Here is a 21,739-nt window from a genome sequence, read left to right as displayed (position 1 = left end):
GCGTGGAGCCGGAAGCGTATCTGCGCCATGTGCTGGCGATTATCGCGGATCATCCCATCAACAAAATCAAAGAGCTCCTGCCGTGGAACCTCACCATCCCTGCTGAATAACTGTCAATACGGCGCTGGGCGTACGCTTACGAATTAACAGACGGCGCTGGACGTACGCTTACCCCAAATAGCGGTCGACGGCAAAAGGCTCAACCTGCCGCCCGCCGCTGGGCGGCGATACGCTACAGGATAAAGACAGCAGCGAAGAGATGAGCAGCGAAAAGGTTTTCCATGCAGACATAGCGCATAATCCATGAGGGAAAAGAGGTAAGTGTAGTAATCCGCCGGGAATGTGTAGCCGGGTCGATAAAAAAAGCGGGGAAGGCGACTGATGTGAAACATTACAGGTCGTTGTATTAAGAATGGAAAGCGCTAACCCACCCTTTTCTAATGCGTGGCCGACGTTAAAAAGGGCGACAGTGATATTTGTTTGCGCTTAAAGATACGGGTAGACTGCATCCCCTGTTTAACGGAGGGAAAAATATGAGCGATTCGGCCAGCTGGCAACCAAGCGCGCCCATTGCCAATTTGTTAAAGCGCGCTGCAATTGTGGGCCAGATCCGGCGGTTTTTCAGCGATCGCGGATTACTTGAAGTAGAAACACCGGCCATGAGCCAGGCAACGGTGACGGATATCCATCTTGTTCCATTCCAGACCCGCTTTATTGTGCCAGGCGCGGCCGGCGGTATGTCGCTGTATTTGATGACCAGTCCCGAATATCACATGAAGCGCTTGCTGGCGGCCGGTAGCGGCCCTATATTCCAGCTTTGCCGCAGCTTTCGTAATGAGGAAGCCGGTCGTTATCATAATCCGGAATTTACCATGCTTGAGTGGTATCGCCCCCATTATGATATGTACCGCCTGATGAATGAGGTCGACGATCTGCTGCAGCAGATCCTGGATTGCGACAGTGCTGAAACGCTTTCTTATCAGCAGGTATTCACCCGCCATGTGGGAATTGATCCCTTATCTGCGGACAAAGGGCAGTTGTATGAGGCGGCGGTTAAATGGGATCTCGGTGAGGCGGCTTCTGCAAAGGACGATCGCGATACCCTGCTGCAATTGCTGTTTGCTATGATGGTCGAACCCAACATCGGGCGCGATAAGCCGGCTTTTGTTTACCATTTTCCCACTTCTCAGGCTGCACTGGCGGAAATAAGTACCGAGGATCATCGGGTAGCGGACCGGTTTGAAGTCTATTTCAAGGGTATTGAGCTGGCCAATGGTTTCCGTGAGTTAACCGATGCGCGCGAGCAGCGCCAGCGCTTCGAGCAGGATAACCGCAAGCGGGTGGCGATGAGCCTGACCGAACAGCCTATCGATGAAAATTTACTGGCGGCCCTGGCGCAGGGTATGCCGGAATGTTCCGGGGTGGCGTTAGGCGTGGACCGACTGGCCATGCTGGCGCTGAAGGCCGAGCGCTTGAGCGATGTGATCGCCTTTCCGGTGGAGCGCGCCTAAGCGCCCCCGTTGGTGCGGCCCCGCCGCCGTAGACGCTATCGCACATTCCCCCGAACCGTGCCGGCCTGTGCCGGCACAGGTGCTATCGCAGGTTCTTTCCGACCCGTGTTGACGGGGCCACCGCCGTTACTGATTGCCCGGCAGCACCGCTAGGTGCCCCGTCCGGCTTCGCCGGCGTTTGCTCACAAAGCGGCTGATGCGTTTCGCCGCCCGCGCGCTTAGTGCAGGGTACGGCGTGCCGTCGGCCGTCAGAGCGAGCCGCTTTCGGGCTTGATGCGGTTGCCCGGGGTATTATCGGCCTTGATCTGATCCTTGCGCAGCTGGAAGGGCGAGAAGGGCGAGAAGGGCGGGAAGGGCAATTCCATGCCGTGCTCGCGATAGCCTTCCAAGATCAGCGCGTGTACCTGATGGCGCAGCGGCATCCGGTGCCCCATTTCGGCGGCGTGCATACGCAGCTCAAACAGCGGTAAACCCTGCTGTAAATCCACCAGGAAAGCCTCCGGCACCGGCAGCTCCAACACCAGCGGGCAGCGTCGCGCTGCCTGCACCAGAATGTGCGTCACTTGCTCAATATTGGCCCCCGCGGGGGCGGGCACGCTCAACACGACGCGTGTGACGGTATCGGATAGCGACCAGTTGACGAACTGTTCGGTGATAAAGGCCTTGTTGGGCACGATGATCTCTTTTCGATCCCAGTCGGTAATGGTGGTAGCGCGGGTGTTTATACGGGTAATGTTGCCGGTCAGATTGCGAATGGTAACGGTATCGCCAATCCGAATCGGTTTTTCAAATAGGATCATCAGGCCGGAAATGAAGTTGGCGAAGATCTCCTGCAGGCCAAACCCCAGCCCTACGCCTAACGCCGCCACCAGCCACTGCAGTTTCGACCACTCGATGCCTATCATGGAGAAACCGATAATTCCCCCCAGCAGTATCAGGCCATATTTGGTCAAGGTGGTAATGGCATACCCGGTGCCGGGGGTCAAATCCAAATGCTGCAGCAGCGCCAGCTCCAGCAGTGCAGGTAAGTTGCGCACCATCTGGGTGGTGATAATGAAGACCAGAATGGCGATCAGCACCGCGCCGAGCGTAATCGGCTGAATGCTATCGACTCCCTGAATAGTGGAGGTGGCATCCCAAAGGGTAATGTTTTCCAGGAAGCCGAACGCCGAATGCAACTCCGACCACAATAAAATCACCGATAGCAGCGCAATCAGCGTCAGTATGGAACGTACCAGCTGTAGCGACTGCGCGCTGATGGTATCGAGATCCAGCACCTTTTCATCGACTTCGGCGGCGGCATCATTCAGCTGGGATTGCGACAGATCTTCTTCATTGCGCGCCCGCTGGGCCAGCATCTCCGCGCGGCGCTGCTTGGTGCGCTCGAAGGCGATGCGTCGCCGCTGAATGAACATCCAGCGACGAATAATGTAATAGATAATCAGCAGGAAGAACCAGATCGCAACCGAGGTTTCCAGCCTCGCCAGCAGCGCCTGCGCGGTCGCCAGATGCCCCAGGCACGCCACCGCGGCCGCGACGATGGGTGCGCAGATCATCAGGTTCCATAACGAACGGTTGACGACATTATCGCCGGCGCCGTGCTTATCAAGATACAGCGGCAGGCCGGCGCGTTTCAGGCTGCTGGTCACCAGCGCCAGACAGGCGCACAACAAGAGAAAGCATAATCTGCCCAGGGTGCCGGCAAATTCCCGCTCGCTGTAATCATCAAACGATATCAGCGCCATAATCAGCGGTACGATCATGCCGATAGACAGCGTGTAGTAGCGCAGCGCGCGCTTTACCTGCTGTTGTGGCCAGCCGAAATGCACGATAAACAGCCCCTGCGGGTGGGCGAAGTGGGCGCATACCATAAATACCCACAGCACCGGCACCGTGGCGCTGACGCCGTCGCCGATAGCGACCGCCACCGGATAGGGCCAGGCGTGGCGCAAGCCATAGCCTAGCGCCGCCCACAGGACCGGCAGCGGCAGGGCGACCAGCACCGACCAGAAAACATTGCGCAGGGTCAGGGAAAAATGGTCCTGATTGACCTTCCCCACCCGGCCGCTGGAGCGCTCGAGAAAGGCATGATAATGACGGCGGGAACTGAGGCTGAAACCGACCAGCAGCAGCGCTCCGAACAGCGGAATGAGCGTTTCCTGGCTGGTCAGCATCATGCCGAGTGCGTGGGTCAATTGGCTGAACGTATCCAGGGTCACTAGCCGGCGCAGATCCTGGCCGACGTGCAGCGGGTAGGAGAGGCCAATCGGGCTTACGTCGGCCACCCAGAACAGGTAGCGATGGGCCGCTTCCTGGATCTCGTTCATCGCCTCTTCAAGCTGGCTATTGGCCACCTTCAGCTTGGTAAGCTCCAGGATCTGGGTATCGCAGCCGGTCAGCAGCGCATTGAGCAGGTTGCGCTGGGTGGCGAGCTGTGCGTCAAGAATACGGCGCTGCGCCGGCGTCAGCGGCGAACCGTCGTCCTGTGTTCCCTGAGCGAGCTGCGGCAGCTTGTTCATCAAATCTTCAAAATGCAGGCGCTGCACGCGCAACTGAGCCATATCGCTGTCTAGCTGCTGCGGTTTGGGCATCTCCGGCAACCTGGACACCTGGGCGCGCAGGATTTCCCCCAGCGCCGGCGACTCATCCAGCCATTGCGCCTGCTCGCGTAGCGTCGTGAGCGCCTGACGGACCTGCAGTGTTTGCGAGGCGGCCTGGCGCTGCTGCGAGGCGATAAGATCCATGCGCTGCGCCTGTTGGTTCAGCGCGACGGACAGTTCGCGATTAGTTTGCAATGGGGTGCCGATCGACTTAGGCTGCTCGCCGACCTGTTCCGCCAGCATTTCGGTGTGCTCGATTGCCTGTTCCGCCTCCTGTTGACGCAGACTATTAAGCTGGTTGCGCAGTGCCTGCAGCGCTTGATCCACGCGGTCATGGCGTTTCTTTAGCAACTCGGCGCGCAGGCGCGACAACTCCTGGCGGTTATTGGCGCTTAACTGGGCAAGATCCAGCTCCTCCACCTTGAGGCGGCGGGCGGCCTGTTCAGCCTGTAGCGCGGTGGCCTGCGCCTGTTCCAGCGGCGTGCCGGGAGTGGGCAGCGCCTGCAGCTGTTGTTCCACATCGCTTAGCGCCCTGCGCGCTTCGGTCTGCTGCTGCGGCAGCAGGCCCAGCGAGTCGCTGATGGCGCGCGCCTGGTCCTGCTCTTGCTGTAACTGGCCGGCCAAATCCATCAGTTGACTATTGGCCTGTAGCAGCCGTTGATTCAATTCACTGCTGGCGAGTTTGGGGCTGAGGGGGTCGGGTTCATCCGGTTCACTGTCTTTTTCATCCCGCAGTTGGCATGTCAGCGCCGGAAAGTCGTCGATAGCCTTCTGATATTCCAGTATTTTGGCGCTGGACGCTTTGCCCTCGGCGAGGGCGTTCAGCGCTGACTGCAGCGCATCGACAATCGCCGCCTGGTTCGGCGCGGCTTTATCATCCTGCGCCTGCTGCAGATCCTTTTTGAGCTGGCCCTCGTCTGGCAGGTTGGCGGCGAAGGCCGGGGAGGCCAGCAGCCAACCCAGGAGGAAAAGTATAATCAGGCGCAAGGTGAGAACTCTCTTGTTAACCGTAGAGGATTCAGGTCAGCGGGCTGTCGGTTTGCGCGGTGCCGTGGGCCAGCCGCTGACCGACGCGGGTAACATATCGGGTAGACAGATGTTCGCCCAGCAGCACGTTTTTGCCGGCGAACAGGTTGATGACGGTGGAACCCAGCTTGAAGCGCCCCATTTCCTGTCCTTTTAGCAATACCACCGCCTCGGCGGCGTCCGCCTGCGGGTAGCGCCAGCGTTTGATAATCCCCTCCCGCGGCGGCGTGACGGTGCCCGCCCAGACGGTCTCGATACTGCCGACAATGGTCGCGCCCACCAAAATTTGCGCCATCGGGCCAAAAACGGTATCGAACAGGCAGATGACCCGCTCGTTGCGGGCGAACAGGTTGGGGATATTGGCCGCGGTCAGCGGATTCACCGAAAACAAATCGCCCGGTACGTACAGCATTTCGCGCAGCACGCCGTTGCAAGGCATATGCACGCGATGATAATCGCGCGGGGCCAGATAGGTCGTGACGAAGCGGCAGTCGCGAAAGTGGGCGATCATCGGTTCATTGCCGGCCAGCAGCGCTTCCAGACTATAATAGTGCCCCTTCGCCTGGAATATCAGCTCTCCCTTAATGGGGCCGAGCTGCGAGATGATCCCATCCGCCGGCAAGACCATTACCGCCGGGTCGGCATCAATGGGCCGCGCGTCGTCGCGCAGCGGCCGGACAAAGAAGGCGTTAAAGGTCGGATAGGCGGCCACATCCGGCTGCTGCGCTTCCTGCATATCGACCTTATAACAGCGCACGAACAGCGTAATAACCCAGCGGGTAAGCCAGCCGCCGCGGCGTTCTGCACCCCAACCGGCCAGCTCCGTCAGCCAGCACTTAGGCAGTAGGTGTTGTAGAACTATCTTTGTCCTGTCCAGCACGGGGACCTCTTTCCTGTTTCAATGAATAGCCAAAAGGGGCCGCATTGTACCGGCGGCGGCGATAAATGTCAGCGATCGGGCCATCAAAACGCCTTACGGGCGTTGACCTGCGCCATACTGTCAAGAATACGATGGTAGTTATCGAAACGTTCGCGGGCGATAGCGCCGCTTTCCACCGCACCCCGGATCGCGCAGCCGGGATCGGTATCATGGCGGCAGTCGCGGAATTTACAGGTGCCCAGGTAATCCCTGAATTCGACGAAACCGCGGGCAATAAGTTCCGGCGCCAGATGCCACAAACCAAATTCCCGTACCCCCGGGGAATCAATTAAATGACCGCCGTGGCTGAAATGATATAGCCTGGCGGTGGTGGTGGTATGCTGCCCGAGCCCCGAGTTATCTGAGACGCTATTGACCAAAATCTTCTCGTGGTCCGGCAGCAGCAGCGCATTCAGCAGGCTCGATTTGCCCACCCCCGACTGACCGGCGAAAATACTGGTTCGCCCGGCCAGCGTCTCCCGGAAAGGACTCATCCCCTCGCCGATATGGCTTGACACCATCAGCACCCGATAGCCGATGCGGCGATAGATAGCCATTTGACGCTCCACGTCCGTCCGCGCCGCCGCCGTCAGTAGGTCAATTTTATTCAAAACGATAAGCGGCTCCACCTCCACCGTTTCGCACGCCACCAAATAGCGATCGATAATATTCAAAGACAGCTCGGGCAAAAGGGCGGAGACAATGACTATTTGGTCCATATTTGCCGCGATGGGTTTGACGCCGTCATACACATCGGGGCGAGTCAGCACCGAACGGCGCGGATGGACCGCCTCTACAATACCGCTGACCCCGGACGGCTGAGGGCTACCGGCGCGCCAGACCACCCGATCACCCGTGACCAGGGACTTCAGCGTGCGGCGTAGATTGCAGCGGTAAATGCGGCCCGCGGCGTCCTCCACGTCGGCATGCATGCCGAACCGGCTAACGACCACGCCCTCCTGGGCCTCCCCCAATTGCTGGTCGTCCCATTGGGCGCAGCCGCGCTCACGCTGCTGCAGGCGGCGCTGATGGTTGGCCTGTACCCGGCGCTCCTGACCTTTGGACAGTTTATTTTTGCTCACTGCGCCTCACTTAGTACGGATGAATCGCCCATGGCGCCGAAAACGGCTATCATACAAGGTTATTCTACCAGATAAGCCGTAAAATCCCTTGCTACGAGAAAATCATGCCGGTAAATGATAACAACCTGATTTGGATTGATCTGGAAATGACCGGGCTGGATCCCGAGCGCGATCGCATTATCGAAATCGCGACGCTTGTCACCGACGCCAATCTGGCTATTTTGGCGGAAGGCCCGGTGCTGGCGATACATCAATCCGACGCCCAGTTAGCGCTGATGGATGAGTGGAATGTGCGTACCCATACCGCCAGCGGGCTGGTTGACCGGGTTCGGCATAGTCAGTTGGATGAAGAGGCGGCGGTGGCGCAGACGCTGGCCTTTTTGGCCGAATGGGTCCCCACCGGCAAGTCGCCGATTTGCGGCAACAGTATCGGCCAGGACCGGCGCTTCTTGTTCCGCTATATGCCGGCGCTGGAAGCGTATTTCCACTACCGTTATCTGGATGTCAGTACGCTTAAAGAACTGGCCCGCCGCTGGAAGCCGGAAATTCTGGCCGGACTGAAGAAAAAAAATACCCATCAGGCGCTGGACGATATCCGCGAGTCGGTGGCGGAATTGGCCTACTATCGTGAGCATTTTATCCGTCTGTAGCCGCTTTGCGGTAAAATGGAGCCGGCGTGGTTATTTTTGCGTCAATCGCACCGGCGAAACCCCATTTTGTCGCTGAAAGGCTTGCAGCCGGTGGCGTTTCCCGTATAATTCGCTCCCCGTAACGCCAGACTTTCACGTTACGCCCAAGCGGGAATAGCTCAGTGGTAGAGCACAACCTTGCCAAGGTTGGGGTCGCGAGTTCGAGCCTCGTTTCCCGCTCCAATTCTTTTCTTCGTGCCGCCGTTGCCTTGGTAGATCATTTGCCTTTCCTGCTTTTGACACAGAATAAGCCATTTTCGCTGCTGCCATTGTGGTAACATTGCGCCGTCGCAAAAATAACGACTTGTCATTATCTATCTGAACGTTGCCATTAACCGCGAAGGGGATCGATATCCATTCTGCCGTTGGACGTCAGGCGCGTAGTTAATTGGTAATTTACCGTCGCGTTTACCCTGGGGCTATTTGCCCACCGGTTTTAAACCGTTCACACTTTTCCCGGCTGCAGCAATAAAAGCTATAGGGCGTTGAAACCGCTATTCTTATGAACCCGCTAAACATAGGGTTCCGATATTCATATCAACCCGATATACCTATCAATCCCATATACCTATCAACCCGATATACCTATTAACCCGCCGTAGCTATGAATCCGGTATTCATGATATGGCGGCATGCGGCCCGTACGGGTACCGGCACCTTAACATGGCGGTATTAGGCCGCACGTGCACTAGCCCCTTAACATGGCGCTGTGCGGCCCGCACGAGCATCAACGCCTTAGCGTGTTGCCACAACCCCGACCGCGACGCTGTACCCAACGCCAGACCGAAAGCCCCCATTTATATATTTTTTATATACCCGCCCCGACAATATTGACGATATTTTTATTTGTTTAGACTTTCCTTACGCCAACTCTTTTGGAGAATCGCCGTGAATATAGGGGGGATCGCCGGCATTGTGCTGGTGTTTTTGCTATTAGCCTATTTATTTTATGCCCTGTTCCGGGCTGAGGAATTCTAATGGCAGCCGAAGCGTTTTTATTGCTAGCCAGTTTTTTAGCGGTGCTGCTATTGCTGGCGCAACCGCTGGGACGATTGATGACGGGGCTGGTGCTCGATCGTCCGCTGCCGCTGACGGCGGGCTTTGAGCGGACTCTCTGGCGCCTGTGCGGGGTTGGCGGAGGCGCCATACACTGGCGTCATTATCTGTGCACCATCGTGGTATTCAACCTGCTGGGCGGCGCGCTGCTGTTGGCGATTTTGCTGCTCCAGGGGTTGCTGCCCCTCAATCCGCAGCACTTGCCCGGCTTATCCTGGCATTTAGCGTTAAATACCGCGATAAGTTTCGTCACCAATACCAATTGGCAATCTTATGCTGGTGAATCCACCATCAGTTATTTCAGCACCCTGGCCGGCCTCGCCGTACAGAATTTCCTGTCGGCGGCGACCGGAATTGCCGTGCTGTTCGCGCTGATCCGGGGGTTCGTCCGGCACAGTACCCAGGATCTTGGCAACGCCTGGCGGGATCTCGTTCGTATCACGCTGTTCGTCCTGCTGCCGCTATCGCTTCTGCTGGCGCTGTTTTTGGTCAGCCAGGGGGTAATACAAAACGTTAGCCCCTACCTGACGATCACCACGCTGGAAGGTGCGCCGCAGACGCTGCCCATGGGGCCGGTCGCCTCACAAGAAGCCATAAAAATGCTCGGCCCCAACGGCGGCGGCCTGTTTAACGCCAACTCCGCCCATCCCTTTGAAAATCCGACTGCGCTAAGCAATTTTGTGCAGATGCTGGCGATATTCCTTATTCCGGCGGCGCTGTGCTTCACCTTTGGCGAGGCGGTGGGCGATAGACGTCAGGGAAAAACGGTATTGTGGGCGATGGTGTTGATGTTCGTGGCGGCGGCGGTGCTGGCCATGTTGGCCGAAGTTCACGGCAATGGGCATCTCACGACGTTGGGAGCGGACAGCGCGATGAATTGGGAAGGTAAGGAAAGCCGGTTCGGTATTTTGAACTCCAGCCTGTTTGCGGTTATCACCACCGCGGCCTCCTGCGGTGCGGTCAACGCGATGCATGACTCTTTCACCGCGCTCGGCGGCCTGATCCCGCTGTGGTTGATACAACTCGGCGAGGTCGTGTTTGGCGGTGTGGGCTCGGGCCTTTACGGCATGTTAATCAATGTGCTGCTGGCGGTGTTCATTGCCGGGTTGATGATAGGACGTACGCCGGAATATCTGGGCAAGAAGATTGGCGTACCGGAAATGAAAATGGCGGCCATTTATATCCTTATCACCCCCGCGCTGGTGCTGCTGGGGACGGCGCTGGCGATGATGACCGACGCGGGGCGCGCCGGCATGCTTAACCCAGGGGCGCACGGTTTCAGCGAAGTGCTGTATGCGGTGTCTTCCGCGGCCAACAATAACGGCAGCGCCTTCGCTGGCCTGTCCGCCAATACGCCGTTTTGGAATGTCTTGCTGGCGGTGGCCATGCTGCTAGGGCGTTTCGCGCCGTTTGTGCCGCTGATGGTGATTGCCGGCTCGCTGGCGGGAAGGAAAACGCAGCCCGCTAGCCCTGGAACGTTACCGACCCATGGCGCGCTGTTTGTCGCTCTCATTATCGGCACAGTGCTACTGATAGGCGCATTGACGTTTATTCCGTCGCTGGCCCTGGGGCCCATTGTTGAACATTTGCAATTAACGGGTCATTAATTGCCGGAGAATATCCCTATGAGACATCAATCTTTTTCCCTACAGCGCAGCGCACTGTGGCGTACGGCGCTGATCGCGTCGTTGTATAAGCTCGATCCCCGGGTGCAGTTTCGCAATCCGGTGATGTTTGTCGTGTATTTGGGCAGTATCCTGACGACGTGTCTGGCCATCGCCATAGCGTCGGGCCACGCCGGTGGGCCGTTCGGCTTCACGCTCGCCATCAGCGTGTGGCTCTGGTTCACGGTCTTGTTCACCAACGTGGCTGAAGCGTTGGCGGAAGGGCGCAGCAAAGTACAGGCGGAAAGTCTCAGAGGCATTAAACGGACCCGTTGGGCCCAAAAACTGGCCGCGCCGCAGGTGGAATCCCCGCGGCAAAAGGTCGCGGCGGAGAGTCTGCGTAAAGGGGATTACGTGCTGGTGGAGGCGGGGGAGATCATTCCCTGCGACGGCGAAGTGCTGGTCGGCGGCGCTTCGGTGGATGAAAGCGCGATTACCGGCGAATCGGCACCCGTCATCCGGGAAGCCGGCGGGGATTTCGCCTCGGTTACCGATGGTACGCGCATCTTGTCCGATTGGCTGGTGATTCAGTGCAGCGTGAATCCAGGCGAGACGTTCCTGGACCGGATGATCGCCATGGTGAAAAACGCCCAGCGCCGTAAAACGCCGAATGAAGTGGCACTGACCATCTTGCTCGTCTCGCTGACTATTGTCTTTCTGCTGGCCACCGCCACCCTGTATCCGTTTTCGGCCTGGGCGCGCGCGCCGGTCAGCGTGACGGTGCTGGTGGTGTTGCTGGTCTGTCTAATCCCGACGACGATCGGCGCGCTATTGTCCGCGATTGGTATCGCCGCATGAGCCGCATGCTGGGCGCGAACGTGATCGCCACCAGCGGCCGGGCGGTAGAAGCCGCCGGCGATGTGGATGTTCTGCTGATGGATAAAACCGGTACTATCACGCTGGGTAATCGCCAGGCCAGCGAGTTTTTACCGGCGCAGGGGATCCGCGAGGACGCGCTGGCCAACGCGGCCCAGCTGGCGTCGCTGGCGGATGAAACTCCGGAAGGGCGCAGTATCGTGGTTCTGGCGAAAACCAAGTACAACTTGCGCGAACGCGGCCTGCAGAGTCTGAACGCCACCTTTATTCCCTTCTCCGCCCAGACGCGGATGAGCGGCGTGAACATTGGGCTAAAAATAGTGCGTAAAGGGGCGGTGGACGCCATTCGCCGCCATGTGGAAAGTCATGGCGGGCGTTTTCCGTGGGATGTGGAAGCGCAGGTGGAGGCGGTAGCGCGCCAGGGGGAGACGCCGCTGGTGGTGGCCGAAGATAACACCGTAATGGGCGTGGTGGCGCTGAAGGATATCGTCAAAGGCGGGATTAAGGAGCGTTTCGCCGAGCTGCGCAAAATGGGGATCAAAACGGTGATGGTCACCGGCGACAACCCCTTGACCGCGGCGGCCATCGCTGCCGAGCCGGGGGTGGATGATTTCCTGTCGGAGGCCACGCCCGAGGCCAAGCTGGCGCTTATTCGCCAGTATCAGAGCGAGGGCCGCATGGTCGCCATGACCGGCGACGGCACCAATGACGCGCCGGCGTTGGCGCAGGCCGATGTCGCGGTGGTGATGAATTCAGGGACCCAGGCCGCCAAGGAAGCGGGCAATATGGTCGATTTGGATTCCAACCCCACCAAGCTGTTGGAAGTGGTGCATATCGGTAAACAGATTCTGATGACGCGCGGGTCGCTGACCACCTTCAGTATCGCCAACGATGTGGCGAAATATTTTGCCATTATCCCGGCGGCCTTTGCGGTGACCTATTCATCGTTGAATCGGCTCAATGTGATGGGGCTGCACTCGCCGACCTCGGCCATTCTGTCGGCGGTCATCTTCAACGCCCTCATCATCGTGCTGCTGATCCCGCTGGCGTTGAAAGGGGTGAGTTACCGGCCGATGTCCGCGGCGCTGCTGCGGCGCCGCAAACTGTGGATTTATGGCGCGGGGGGACTGCTGGTCCCGTTTATCAGCATCAAATTAATTGATCTGCTATTGACCGTTTTGGGCTGGGTGTGAGGAGTCTGATGATGAATGTGTTACGTCCCGCGCTGTCCGTATTTTTCCTGCTGGTGCTGGTGACCGCCGTCGCCTATCCTTTGGTCGTCACCGGCATGGCCCAGTGGTGGTTTCCCGGCGCGGCGCAAGGTTCGCTGGGGATGCAAGATGACCAGCCGCGCGGTTCCGCACTGATTGGTCAGACGTTTACCCGCGCCGACTATTTCCAGGGGCGGCCGTCGGCGACGGCACCGACGCCTTATAATGCGCTGGCCTCGTCGGGCAAGTAATCTGGCGGTCAGCAACCCGGCCCAGGACGACGCGGTGAAACAGCGGGTGGCGGCCCTACTGCAGGCCAATCCGCACGCGGATGCGCCGGTGCCGGTTGAGCTGATCACCGCCTCCGCCAGCGGTCTGGATCCGCACATCAGCCCCTCCGCCGCGCTGTGGCAGGTGCCGCGCGTGGCCGAGGCCCGGCAAATGCCGCAGGCGGAGCTGCGCCGCCTAGTGGACGACTACACCACGCGCCCGCTGCTGTATTTTATCGGCGAGCCGGTGGTGAATGTGCTTGAGCTGAATGAGGCGCTGGATGCGCGCGCAAAAGGTTAAGGAATCTTCATGACGGATGAACCCCTGCGTCCCGATCCGGACGTACTGCTGGCGCAGGCCGATAATGACGGCCGCGGTAAACTGAAAATTTACTTTGGTGCCTGCGCGGGGGTGGGCAAAACCTGGGCGATGTTGCAAGAGGCACGCCGGCTGCGGGCGCAGGGGCTGGATGTGGTGGCCGGCGTCGTGGAAACCCCCGGTCGTCAGGAGACCGCGGCGCTGCTGGAAGGGTTGGAGATGCTCAAGCCACGCGCCACCGGACGGCGGCGCCATCAGGCATTTGATTTAGACGCCGCGCTGGCGCGTCGTCCCGCCGTTATTCTGATGGACGAGCTCGCCCATTCCAATGCGCCGGGCGCCCGGCATCCCAAGCGCTGGCAGGATATTGAGGAACTGCTGGAGGCGGGTATTGATGTGCTGACCACCGTCAACGTACAGCATCTGGAAAGCCTCAACGACGTGGTCAGCGGCGTGACCGGCGTGCGGGTGCGTGAAACGGTACCGGATCCGTTTTTCGATACCGCCGCGGAAGTGGTGCTGGTGGACCTGCCGCCGGACGATCTGCTGGGGCGTCTCAAGCAGGGCAAAGTCTATGTCGGCGATCGCGCGGAGCGGGCGATTGAGAATTTTTTCCGCAAAGGAAATTTGTTCGCGTTACGCGAACTGGCGCTGAGGCGAACGGCCGATCGCGTCGATGGTCAGATGCGCGCCTGGCGCGACGCCCGCGGGCGCGAGGAGAAAGTCTGGCATACCCGGGATGCGGTATTGCTGTGCATCGGCGCCAGCACCGGCAGCGAAAAACTGGTGAGGACGCCGCGCGGCTGGCCACCAAACTTGGCAGCGAATGGCATGCCGTGACGGTCGAGACGCCGACGCTTTACCGTCGGGGCGAGGCGCGACGGCGCGCGACGCTGCGCACGTTGCAACTGGCGCAAAAAATGGGTGCCGCCATCGCCACCCTCTCGGACCCCGATGAGGCGATGGCGGTGTTGCGCTATGCGCGCGAGCATAACCGTAAGGTAAGCGCCCCGTGGAGGACGTCTTGAATTATTGGTGGGTTTGTTGTATGGCCCGGTAAGAATATGTTCCACTACGATGCCTAGTGAACCCGCATCCTATAAGGGACGGCTGTCAGATCATGGATAATCCGGCGATGATGGTGTCCACTTAAATTTTAATGGACACTATCACAAACTTCAGAACCACTAATTTCATATCACTCAAACCGGGATAGAAATAAAAGTTATTAAAATCAATATAATGTGAAAATACAATGAGCATAAGCGTGCAACGTAGGTTTACTGTCTCATACAACAAACCCACCAATAATTCAAGACGTCCTCCACGGGGCGCTTACCTTACGGCAGACGCAATGCCGTGACCGCCGTCGCTTCGGCACCAAAATGGGGGGGATTAGCATCGCCGCTGGCGACATAAGTACGGCAACGGATCCCGTGGCCGCCGTTGCGTTGACGCCGCGAGCGGCACCCTCAGCGAGACAAACTGGACAAGCGCGCGTAAATAGCTAAACTGATTACTGGGTATTTGTACAGGGTTTAGCCATGACACTGGATCTTTTTGAAGACGTGGCGCCGGCGCCTTGGCGTGAGACGATTACACCGGGCGCGGTCGTGCTGCACGGTTTCGTGCGCACACACGGGGCCGCGCTGCTGGCGGCGGTACAGTCGATTACGGCCCAGGTACCCTGGCGCCACATGACCACGCCGGGAGGCTACACCATGTCGGTGGCAATGAGCTGGTGCGGCCACCGCTGGAACAGCGACAACCACGGCTATCGCTATACGCAGCGTAACCCCCGCGATGGCCACCCCTGGCCGTCGATACCGCACATATTGATGGCACTGGCGGACGAAGCCGCGCAACTGGCGGGATTTGCCCACTTTGTGCCCGATGCTTGCCTCATGAACCGCTACGATGTCGGCAGTAAACTCTCGTTGCATCAAGATAAAGACGAACATGACTTTGGTGCGCCGATTGTGTCGGTCTCCCTGGGCCTGCCGGCGGTATTTCAGTTCGGCGGCCTGCAGCGCAGCGACCCCGCGCAACGCATCCCGTTGGCCCATGGGGATGTCGTCGTGTGGGGCGGTCCTGCGCGCCTGTGTTTTCACGGCATTCTGCCGATAAAGGAAGGCTATCATTCCCTTGTTGGGCCGCACCGTATTAATATTACGTTACGTAAGGCGCTCTAGGGCTCAACCGGCGCTGGGTTGGCGTATTCTGGCGCCGCGCGGGCAGGGCGAATAAGGTCAATCATGAGCGATGTGCCACAGGCCGGCTCGGCGCTGCCGGGTCGTTTTTTTTGCCGGTCCCCCCTTGCGCTACTGTAGCGACGCCACGCGGGCCGAGGAAGGCATGTATTCCGCCACCGCGGCCGTGCAGGCAGTAGCGCTAGTGTGGCACGCGCCGCTGTCGCTGGTGGCGCCGGTCAGTTATCGCCGCTTTGCCGGCTTTGCCCAGGTCTGCCAGGACTTTGCCGCCGACGGTTGCCCCGTGCTGCTGCGCAAATCCGGCGGCGGGCTGGTACCGCAAGGGCCCGGCATTATCAACTTAAGTTTGGCCTACCCGACGGACCACGCTTTTGGCGACGCCGCCGAGGACGTGTACCGCCATTTATGCGGGATCTTGACCGATGGGTTGGCGCGGCTGGGCATTGCCACCGGCTGGCAGGCGGTGGCGGGCTCTTTTTGCGATGGGCGCTATAACCTCGCCTGCGGCAGCGGGGCGCAGGCGCGCAAAATTGCCGGGACCGCGCAATATTGGCGCGCCGCGGCGGATCCCGATGGTCGGAGGGAACGGCGTCATATCGTGCTGGCCTACGCGTTGCTCTTGGTAGATTGTGATCTTCTGGCCGCCCACCGTCTCGCTAACGAATTTGAATCGCGCTTAGGCACCGTCCGCGTGTACCAGGTGGAAAAAACCGTCAGCGTGGCGCAATGCCTAAACGCGCCGGTAGCGCGGCTTGTTGCAAGCGTGGCGGATGCTCTGATAACACGCATTGCGGGCAGCAGGGTGCCGCTGTAGGTTTTAGGCCGAAAAACCATTTCAGCGCGCATCATGCCTTGTTCGCCATCCTTTTACCCGGGCGCGGCAGGGCGTTTATGCGGGCGACCGGGCACCGCCGGCAATGAGTGAGCGGGAGCGCCGTACTCCGGCGCCCCCGTATGTGGCTTCGCATCTTAGGCGCGCTGTTGCGCTTTAGCGTGCTGCCGATACCGCGTCAGGGCCAAAGAGGGCTTATCGTTCATGATGCGCCGTTATTTTCGTGCTGCCAAGACGCGTCGGACAACGGTTTGGCCAGATAATAACGCGTATGTTTATGGGCATAACCCGCGAGATGGCCGTAAGGGCGATAGCCCAATTTTTGGTAGAAGCCCAGGGCCTGAAAACTGAAGGTGTCCAGGTAGGCCTGATGGCAGCCGCGCGCAATGGCCTCCGCTTCCGCCTGCTGAATTAATCGTCGGCCGAGTCCACCGTGGCGGTGCCGTTCATCAATCCATAAATACTGTATTTCAAGCGATCCCCACCAGGTGCTGGCGAGCAGCACGGCGATAATATTGCCGGCTTCTGCGGTTACCGTTAAGCGTAACGGGCGCATATCCACGGCCTCGAATTGCGCATTATGCGACCACAATTGCTGTTGAATAAACTTTTCTTCCGCGTCGTTGGCCACGTCGCTGATATGAATAAAGTGGTTGTCCTGTTTCATGTAATTGGCTGCCTAAAATGACGGTGATATCAGGGTAAATAACGCTGGATGTGAAGGTGATTTTATTATTCATGCCGATAACCCTACGGTTAAAAAAAGGGAGGCGGCGAGCGAAATTTCTGGCGAAATGTATTTCGCTGACCTGGCGTCAGTTTTGCCTTTAACGCGGCCAAAAGATTGACGTCTGATCCTGCGTGCGTCAATAAGTAATGAATGCTGCCTGGCTATTCCCCTCGCCGCGACCAAAATGCGAACGCAAGCATGCAATACGCCAGCCTGGTTAACAAGGGTCAGCGCAGCTACTGTACGGGCGGCGAAAATTTGCTAACGTCATAGCCGAGCCCACCACGTAGAGGAGAGTCATCATGGCCCGTCTGACGGCGAAAGATTTTCATCCCGACCTACTTGAACTGTACGACTATTACGCCCACGGAAGGATAACCAAACGCGAATTCCTTGCCAAGGCGGCGAAATACGCCGTTGGCGGCCTGACGGCGGCGTCTATTTTGTCGCTAATGAGTCCGAATTACGCCCTCGCCGAACAGGTGGAATTTACCGATCCGGCGATTGCGGCGGAATATCTCCGCTATCCCTCACCGAACGGTCACGGGCAGGTACGCGGCTATTTTGTCCGCCCGGCTAAGGCGGCCGGTCCGACGGCCGCGGTGGTGGTGGTACACGAAAATCGGGGGCTTAATCCCTATATTGAAGATGTGGCGCGCCGTCTCGCCAAGGAGGGATTTATCGCCCTGGCGCCGGACGGTCTGAGTTCGGTAGGGGGATATCCCGGCAATGACGAAAAGGGCCGGGAACTGCAGACGCAGATTGACCCGGTTAAGCTGATGAATGATTTTTTCGCCGCAATACCCTTTCTGGCGGCGCATCAGGCAAGCTGCAAAGTTGGGTGTAAGGTTTGTACGCGTCTTAGCCTTGGTATTAAACATGCAATAACACTATCGGGTAAAAGTGGTTTGAAATCAGCAGGCAAAGCGCTGATTCGGGGAGTTGATCTGCCAACTACCAAAGAATTATCTTTGCTTGGGCAAGATGCGATCAGGGCATCAGACCCCGGTTTTGAGATGTTAACGTCTGTCGGCAAGAAATTTGGCGACAAGGTGATATCACTGCTGTCTAGAGATAAAAAATCAGAAGAATTAGCGAGGCGATTATCATTTTCCCTTGTTTTGAACCGTTATCCAGTATCACCATCAGATAAAGCAGTTATAGCTATACTCCCGGGGACTGAAACACAAGTCGCTGTAAAGGCAGTTGGAAAACAGGCAGATAGGTTCGTTGATGTCCGAGTCAATCCTGAAGCTGGTGAATTATTTTGAGATAAATATTTTTTTGGCAAAAAGGATAATCCGGAACGTGCTGTAGTAGTAAATATAAATGATTCATCGGATCTTAAAAGTATTCACAAAAACGTGCCTGAAAATAGCCCAAAAAACTCGTTTGTGGCAGCTGATCATTTACGTGTGCAAAAGCAATCTAATATCAATATTCATAAAATGGACCAGGATGTGCCGGTACAAATCCCACACAGCCAAATGATGCCTGCGAATGTAATTGATCCTAATGAAATAGAACTTTTGCAAAGCTTTATTCGCCCACTTCCTGAGTACAGGGAAATTTTTTATCATATAAAGTACGATCGGAAAGATGACATTGCTGCCGAAATCAGAAAAGGTTATAATAGATAGAGCAGATTTTTATCAACATAAATTAACCGACCCTATAGAAAATATACCACCAAGATTTGAGTCTTTAAGGAAAAAGTTACCACACATTTTAAATGAAATAAGGATTGCAAAAAAAAACGTTATGAAAGCAAAGAAACTATTTATGAGAAGTGCAATGTTTAACAAATTTCATGTCTTAACATATCCAGATAACCATCCGGTCAAAGCATATTTAAAACAAGTACTGAGGACAGTGGATGAGGAGATACTTGATCAATCAATGAACAGATTCCTTTTTTATCTAAACGAAATGGAACAGTACTTTGATGGACCACTCGATAAAATTATAATTGCTACATGCTCAACGACAAATGATCGCTATCTACATAACACTCTTTGCCCTATGGTTTTTTCAATGCCACTTGATTCAGGTAATAGAATTGTAATTATGGCTGATGCCTTTGATGTGCAGCCTATTCCCACCACTAAACTCCATCTCACGGCATTACATGAAGCATCACATCGTTCAGATTCAGTTGATTTTATTCTTTCACCTACAACAAGGGATGCGGGAGATGCCTGTGAGTTTATGGACGTGATTGATGAAGCACTTTTGAACCAATACGCTGAATTCATTGATAATAATTCATTTTTTCTCAAAGCCTACGGCCATTCCATTGGAAGGGAATTAAATACAGATAATGTGCCTTGGCCTATATTTCATGAGCTGATTAAGCGTGACCCTATGTTAAAAGCAAATATAGTCATGGATAATGCTGACTTTATTGCAATAATGATATCTGATATTGCAAATAATGTTAAGTTCAATCATAATTACCGGAGGGCAAGAAGGCCAGTAAGGGACGTGACTTCTGTCGTTTCTGATTTTACTGTACCTTTATTGTTCCGTCTTGTTTGCTCTGAAATAGAAGCCTGGTCCACAGGATATTAAAGTTCGATTACTTTCTAATGACTTCGGCGCTATTAAGTATCTGATGCTGGGCGGCGCGATAGCCGGTGTCTATATTAATTTTATCTAACACAGGCAAAACAGCAGCGGTGCCGTTGCTGGCCAACGTGTCGTTTAGCGTGAGCGACATTTGTCTGGCGCTCAGTGAGAGTATGAGCAAACAAGCTAATCTGTTGCCAAAGACACAATGCAGCTGTTTCGAGATTTGACCGGTACACTGCCGCCTACATGAAATATATTGTCATCCCGACATCAATGCTGTTTTTATTGCCTGTGGGGCAGACGTTTGAGGGTATTGACCATGTTGTCGTATGCCCGCTGTGAACGCGGAGTACGCCGTGGCCCATATCAAGGCGGTTACGTCGTTGAGTGTAGACTGCGGGCACTAGGCGGCGGCATGCCCAGACGGCAGCGATCGCAAGGAGCTATTACTAGGTTGAGAGGACCACTAGTCTGAGGTTCACGGAGGTAAGTTTGCCGAGGGCTGTGAACCTAACGCCCGTTGTTTTCCATCAATGCATGTTGTCTACCTGAATTATCATTGTAATGTTTATGATTTGACCACTTTTTCTGGCGAACCTCCTTAAGATTCATGGTACAAATTTCTGCTCGGCGGCCTATTGCGGCTTCTCGGCTGTTTCGTACCTGAATAAAAAGGGATCTCGAAAGGGCGAGCAGAAGGCATGCAATTCGGTGAACAACGCGGTATTGCGAAAGATAGGCATGAAGACACCCTCAAAATTGCCCGTTCTCTACTGCCGCGCGGTATTGACCGTGCGTCAATCAGGTAATTGACCGGATTATCCGACGCTGAGCAGCAACACTTACGGCACTGATTCTGTTCTCTTCGGTTCAAGGCTCGGCACAGCCCTCTCTGCTACCTTAAAATAAACCAAAATGCCGGGCAGTGCTCACGCGATGCAGTACATCTTGGCACATTTGTGGGCATGGGTGGACATTTTCGGTCTTATACATTAATTATTGACATAATCATTCTATCAGCTTGAAAAGAAAATGTGGCTATGGGATACGTGATCTTATAATTAATTGCATATAAAATTAATGAATGTAGTTTATTGAATTGATAAACAATATATATATTGACTTTTCAAAGGTTTCAAAGATGGCACACTGGGTCGACTTAAATTCTTCTTTTATAGTAGCATTGTTTTTGTTTTACAATCCTATTTGGCTATGTTTATCAGTAAATTCAATGTGTTTGATAAATTAACAAGCGCCGCACTAATAATTATTCTATGTTTGCTATTTATGATTTCAATACTCCTTTGTATCTACATTTCCATACTCCTTATTATAAAAAGAATACGGGATTTGAAAATGAGGTTTCCTATATCAACAGGTATAGTCATTTACTTTTTGTAACATATTATTTTTCGCGTTTTTTGATCAGAACCGTCCTAACGGTGTGTCTAGCCCATCGGATCTCGTCATTATCATTATTTGTTCTATTTTATTGATATTTAATGTTTATATTATTTTTGGAAAAAAAGAAATTACACTCTATCTAGTGGGATGTGAGGGGGGGTCTCTCTAGCGCGTCTAAACATGCTAGCAGGTTGTCGGTTTGGTGGCGATAGGGATGGTGTGTACAGAAAGAATGCGGCTGCCGTTCATAACGGAAACCATTGCCCATTAATAGGCAAAGCATTTGGGCGCCTAATCTACGATGCGCCTGGCGCATTTTCGCCAACTCAGTCAGCCGTTGTCGGAGGCATATGATGTTCACTTCACCGAGATGGCGGCAGTCGGTAGAATAGGGCAATAAAACGGTCCTCTGCTAGACATCGTTCTCTGCCTCCATTTGGCAGTGAACGAAATTCTACAAATGCGCCAGTAATTACCTCATTTTCAACGGGCTTCGGGGCAGCTTAGACATAGGTCGTCCTTAAGATAGCTTAGTATTCGAGCCGAACCAGGCCGGTAAATCAATTGCCTCCATAGCCATCCCTTACGCCAACGGCTCAGTCAAGAATGGTAATGGCCGCTTACGCACTGCGCCTTGCATCTTGAGGGTCTTGCTAATCAAAACAAAGGATGATCGCTTGAGGTGTAAGCGTACACCCAGCGCCGTATTGACAGTTATTCAGCAGGGATGGTGAGGTTCCACGGCAGGAGCTCTTTGATTTTGTTGATGGGATGATCCGCGATAATCGCCAGCACATGGCGCAGATACGCTTCCGGCTCCACGCCGTTCA

Annotated in this window: 16 protein-coding genes, 1 tRNA gene and 3 pseudogenes; 14 read left to right on the top strand and 6 right to left on the bottom strand. The window is 55.7% G+C overall.

The annotated features are described in order from the left end of the window. On the top strand, positions 1-110 hold a 110-nt coding region (locus ACMX3H_RS05005), incomplete at its 5' end, for a transposase domain-containing protein (protein WP_415209556.1). A 58-nt stretch (positions 111-168) separates the two neighbouring features. On the opposite strand, the gene ACMX3H_RS05000 is transcribed toward ACMX3H_RS05005, so the two are convergent. Beyond that, positions 169-291, bottom strand: coding sequence for a hypothetical protein (locus ACMX3H_RS05000; RefSeq protein WP_415210030.1), 123 nt, complete (start codon positions 289-291; stop codon positions 169-171). A 242-nt stretch (positions 292-533) separates the two neighbouring features. Here ACMX3H_RS05000 and epmA point away from each other — a divergent pair, with 242 nt between their 5' ends. After that, positions 534-1,511, top strand: a complete 978-nt coding sequence (gene epmA, locus ACMX3H_RS04995) for an elongation factor P--(R)-beta-lysine ligase (protein ID WP_415210029.1) — start codon at positions 534-536, stop codon at positions 1,509-1,511. A 248-nt stretch (positions 1,512-1,759) separates the two neighbouring features. Here epmA and mscM read toward each other — a convergent pair whose 3' ends face one another. From mscM to rsgA, 3 genes are all read right to left on the bottom strand, one after another. Next, a complete protein-coding gene (gene mscM, locus ACMX3H_RS04990) occupies positions 1,760-5,098 on the bottom strand; it encodes a miniconductance mechanosensitive channel MscM (RefSeq protein WP_415210028.1) in 3,339 nt (1,112 codons plus the stop codon). Between the two features lie 31 nt (positions 5,099-5,129). After that, entirely contained in the window at positions 5,130-6,017 is an 888-nt protein-coding gene (gene asd / locus ACMX3H_RS04985) for an archaetidylserine decarboxylase (RefSeq protein ID WP_415210027.1), read from the bottom strand. A gap of 83 nt (positions 6,018-6,100) precedes the next feature. After that, a complete protein-coding gene (gene rsgA / locus ACMX3H_RS04980; RefSeq protein WP_415210026.1) occupies positions 6,101-7,138 on the bottom strand; it encodes a small ribosomal subunit biogenesis GTPase RsgA in 1,038 nt (345 codons plus the stop codon). A 104-nt stretch (positions 7,139-7,242) separates the two neighbouring features. Here rsgA and orn point away from each other — a divergent pair, with 104 nt between their 5' ends. From orn to ACMX3H_RS04935, 9 genes and pseudogenes are all read left to right on the top strand, one after another. Next, a complete protein-coding gene (gene orn / locus ACMX3H_RS04975; RefSeq protein WP_415210025.1) occupies positions 7,243-7,788 on the top strand; it encodes an oligoribonuclease in 546 nt (181 codons plus the stop codon). A gap of 147 nt (positions 7,789-7,935) precedes the next feature. Continuing rightward, positions 7,936-8,010 (top strand) — tRNA-Gly (locus ACMX3H_RS04970). Positions 8,011-8,715: 705 nt separating this feature from the next. Then, complete coding sequence (gene kdpF / locus ACMX3H_RS04965; protein WP_415210024.1) at positions 8,716-8,805, top strand: K(+)-transporting ATPase subunit F; 90 nt, start codon at positions 8,716-8,718, stop codon at positions 8,803-8,805. Beyond that, positions 8,805-10,490 carry a potassium-transporting ATPase subunit KdpA gene (kdpA, locus tag ACMX3H_RS04960; protein WP_415210023.1) on the top strand — a complete coding sequence of 562 codons (1,686 nt, stop codon included), beginning with the start codon at positions 8,805-8,807 and terminating at the stop codon, positions 10,488-10,490. The genes kdpF and kdpA overlap by 1 nt, the downstream gene beginning before the upstream one ends. An 18-nt stretch (positions 10,491-10,508) precedes the next feature. Next, positions 10,509-12,556: pseudogene (kdpB, locus tag ACMX3H_RS04955) on the top strand (potassium-transporting ATPase subunit KdpB). A gap of 11 nt (positions 12,557-12,567) precedes the next feature. Beyond that, positions 12,568-13,144, top strand: a pseudogene (kdpC, locus tag ACMX3H_RS04950) (potassium-transporting ATPase subunit KdpC). 9 nt (positions 13,145-13,153) lie between these two features. Further along, positions 13,154-14,157 (top strand): annotated as a pseudogene (locus tag ACMX3H_RS04945) (two-component system sensor histidine kinase KdbD); the annotation flags it as partial. A 549-nt stretch (positions 14,158-14,706) separates the two neighbouring features. Then, on the top strand, positions 14,707-15,354 hold the full coding sequence (alkB, locus tag ACMX3H_RS04940; protein ID WP_415210022.1) for a DNA oxidative demethylase AlkB: 648 nt from the start codon (positions 14,707-14,709) through the stop codon (positions 15,352-15,354). 70 nt (positions 15,355-15,424) lie between these two features. Further along, positions 15,425-16,186 carry a lipoyl protein ligase domain-containing protein gene (locus ACMX3H_RS04935; RefSeq protein ID WP_415210021.1) on the top strand — a complete coding sequence of 254 codons (762 nt, stop codon included), beginning with the start codon at positions 15,425-15,427 and terminating at the stop codon, positions 16,184-16,186. Between the two features lie 220 nt (positions 16,187-16,406). Here ACMX3H_RS04935 and ACMX3H_RS04930 read toward each other — a convergent pair whose 3' ends face one another. Beyond that, on the bottom strand, positions 16,407-16,871 hold the full coding sequence (locus ACMX3H_RS04930) for a GNAT family N-acetyltransferase (protein ID WP_415210020.1): 465 nt from the start codon (positions 16,869-16,871) through the stop codon (positions 16,407-16,409). Between the two features lie 365 nt (positions 16,872-17,236). Between ACMX3H_RS04930 and ACMX3H_RS04925 the strand changes: the two genes are divergently transcribed. The 3 genes from ACMX3H_RS04925 to ACMX3H_RS04915 all read left to right on the top strand — a co-directional run bounded on the left by ACMX3H_RS04925 (position 17,237) and on the right by ACMX3H_RS04915 (position 19,505). Further along, the gene (locus tag ACMX3H_RS04925) at positions 17,237-18,205 is read left to right on the top strand and encodes a dienelactone hydrolase family protein (protein WP_415210019.1); all 969 of its coding nucleotides are present in this window, start codon (positions 17,237-17,239) and stop codon (positions 18,203-18,205) included. Positions 18,206-18,298: 93 nt separating this feature from the next. Then, positions 18,299-18,574, top strand: a complete 276-nt coding sequence (locus tag ACMX3H_RS04920; protein ID WP_415210018.1) for a hypothetical protein — start codon at positions 18,299-18,301, stop codon at positions 18,572-18,574. Continuing rightward, entirely contained in the window at positions 18,540-19,505 is a 966-nt protein-coding gene (locus tag ACMX3H_RS04915) for a hypothetical protein (RefSeq protein WP_415210017.1), read from the top strand. The genes ACMX3H_RS04920 and ACMX3H_RS04915 overlap by 35 nt, the downstream gene beginning before the upstream one ends. 2,118 nt (positions 19,506-21,623) lie before the next feature. Here the strand turns inward: ACMX3H_RS04915 and ACMX3H_RS04910 are convergent. Next, a partial coding sequence (locus tag ACMX3H_RS04910) for a transposase domain-containing protein (RefSeq protein WP_415210031.1) occupies positions 21,624-21,739 on the bottom strand: 116 nt, incomplete at its 5' end.

This window comes from Sodalis sp. (in: enterobacteria), from assembly GCF_047607725.1.
Lineage (GTDB): Bacteria > Pseudomonadota > Gammaproteobacteria > Enterobacterales > Enterobacteriaceae > JBLKSS01.
This window is presented reverse-complemented; position numbering and strand designations above follow the sequence as displayed.

Excerpts from the sequence above, each read along its gene's own strand:
- orn (WP_415210025.1), top strand. The coding sequence starts at position 7,243 with ATGCCGGTAAATGATAACAACCTGATTTGGATTGATCTGGAAATGACC.
- ACMX3H_RS04925 (WP_415210019.1), top strand. The coding sequence starts at position 17,237 with ATGGCCCGTCTGACGGCGAAAGATTTTCATCCCGACCTACTTGAACTG.
- ACMX3H_RS05000 (WP_415210030.1), bottom strand. The coding sequence starts at position 291 with ATGTCTGCATGGAAAACCTTTTCGCTGCTCATCTCTTCGCTGCTGTCT.
- ACMX3H_RS04935 (WP_415210021.1), top strand. The coding sequence starts at position 15,425 with ATGTGCCACAGGCCGGCTCGGCGCTGCCGGGTCGTTTTTTTTGCCGGT.
- kdpA (WP_415210023.1), top strand. The coding sequence starts at position 8,805 with ATGGCAGCCGAAGCGTTTTTATTGCTAGCCAGTTTTTTAGCGGTGCTG.
- ACMX3H_RS04930 (WP_415210020.1), bottom strand. The coding sequence starts at position 16,871 with ATGAAACAGGACAACCACTTTATTCATATCAGCGACGTGGCCAACGAC.
- alkB (WP_415210022.1), top strand. The coding sequence starts at position 14,707 with ATGACACTGGATCTTTTTGAAGACGTGGCGCCGGCGCCTTGGCGTGAG.
- epmA (WP_415210029.1), top strand. The coding sequence starts at position 534 with ATGAGCGATTCGGCCAGCTGGCAACCAAGCGCGCCCATTGCCAATTTG.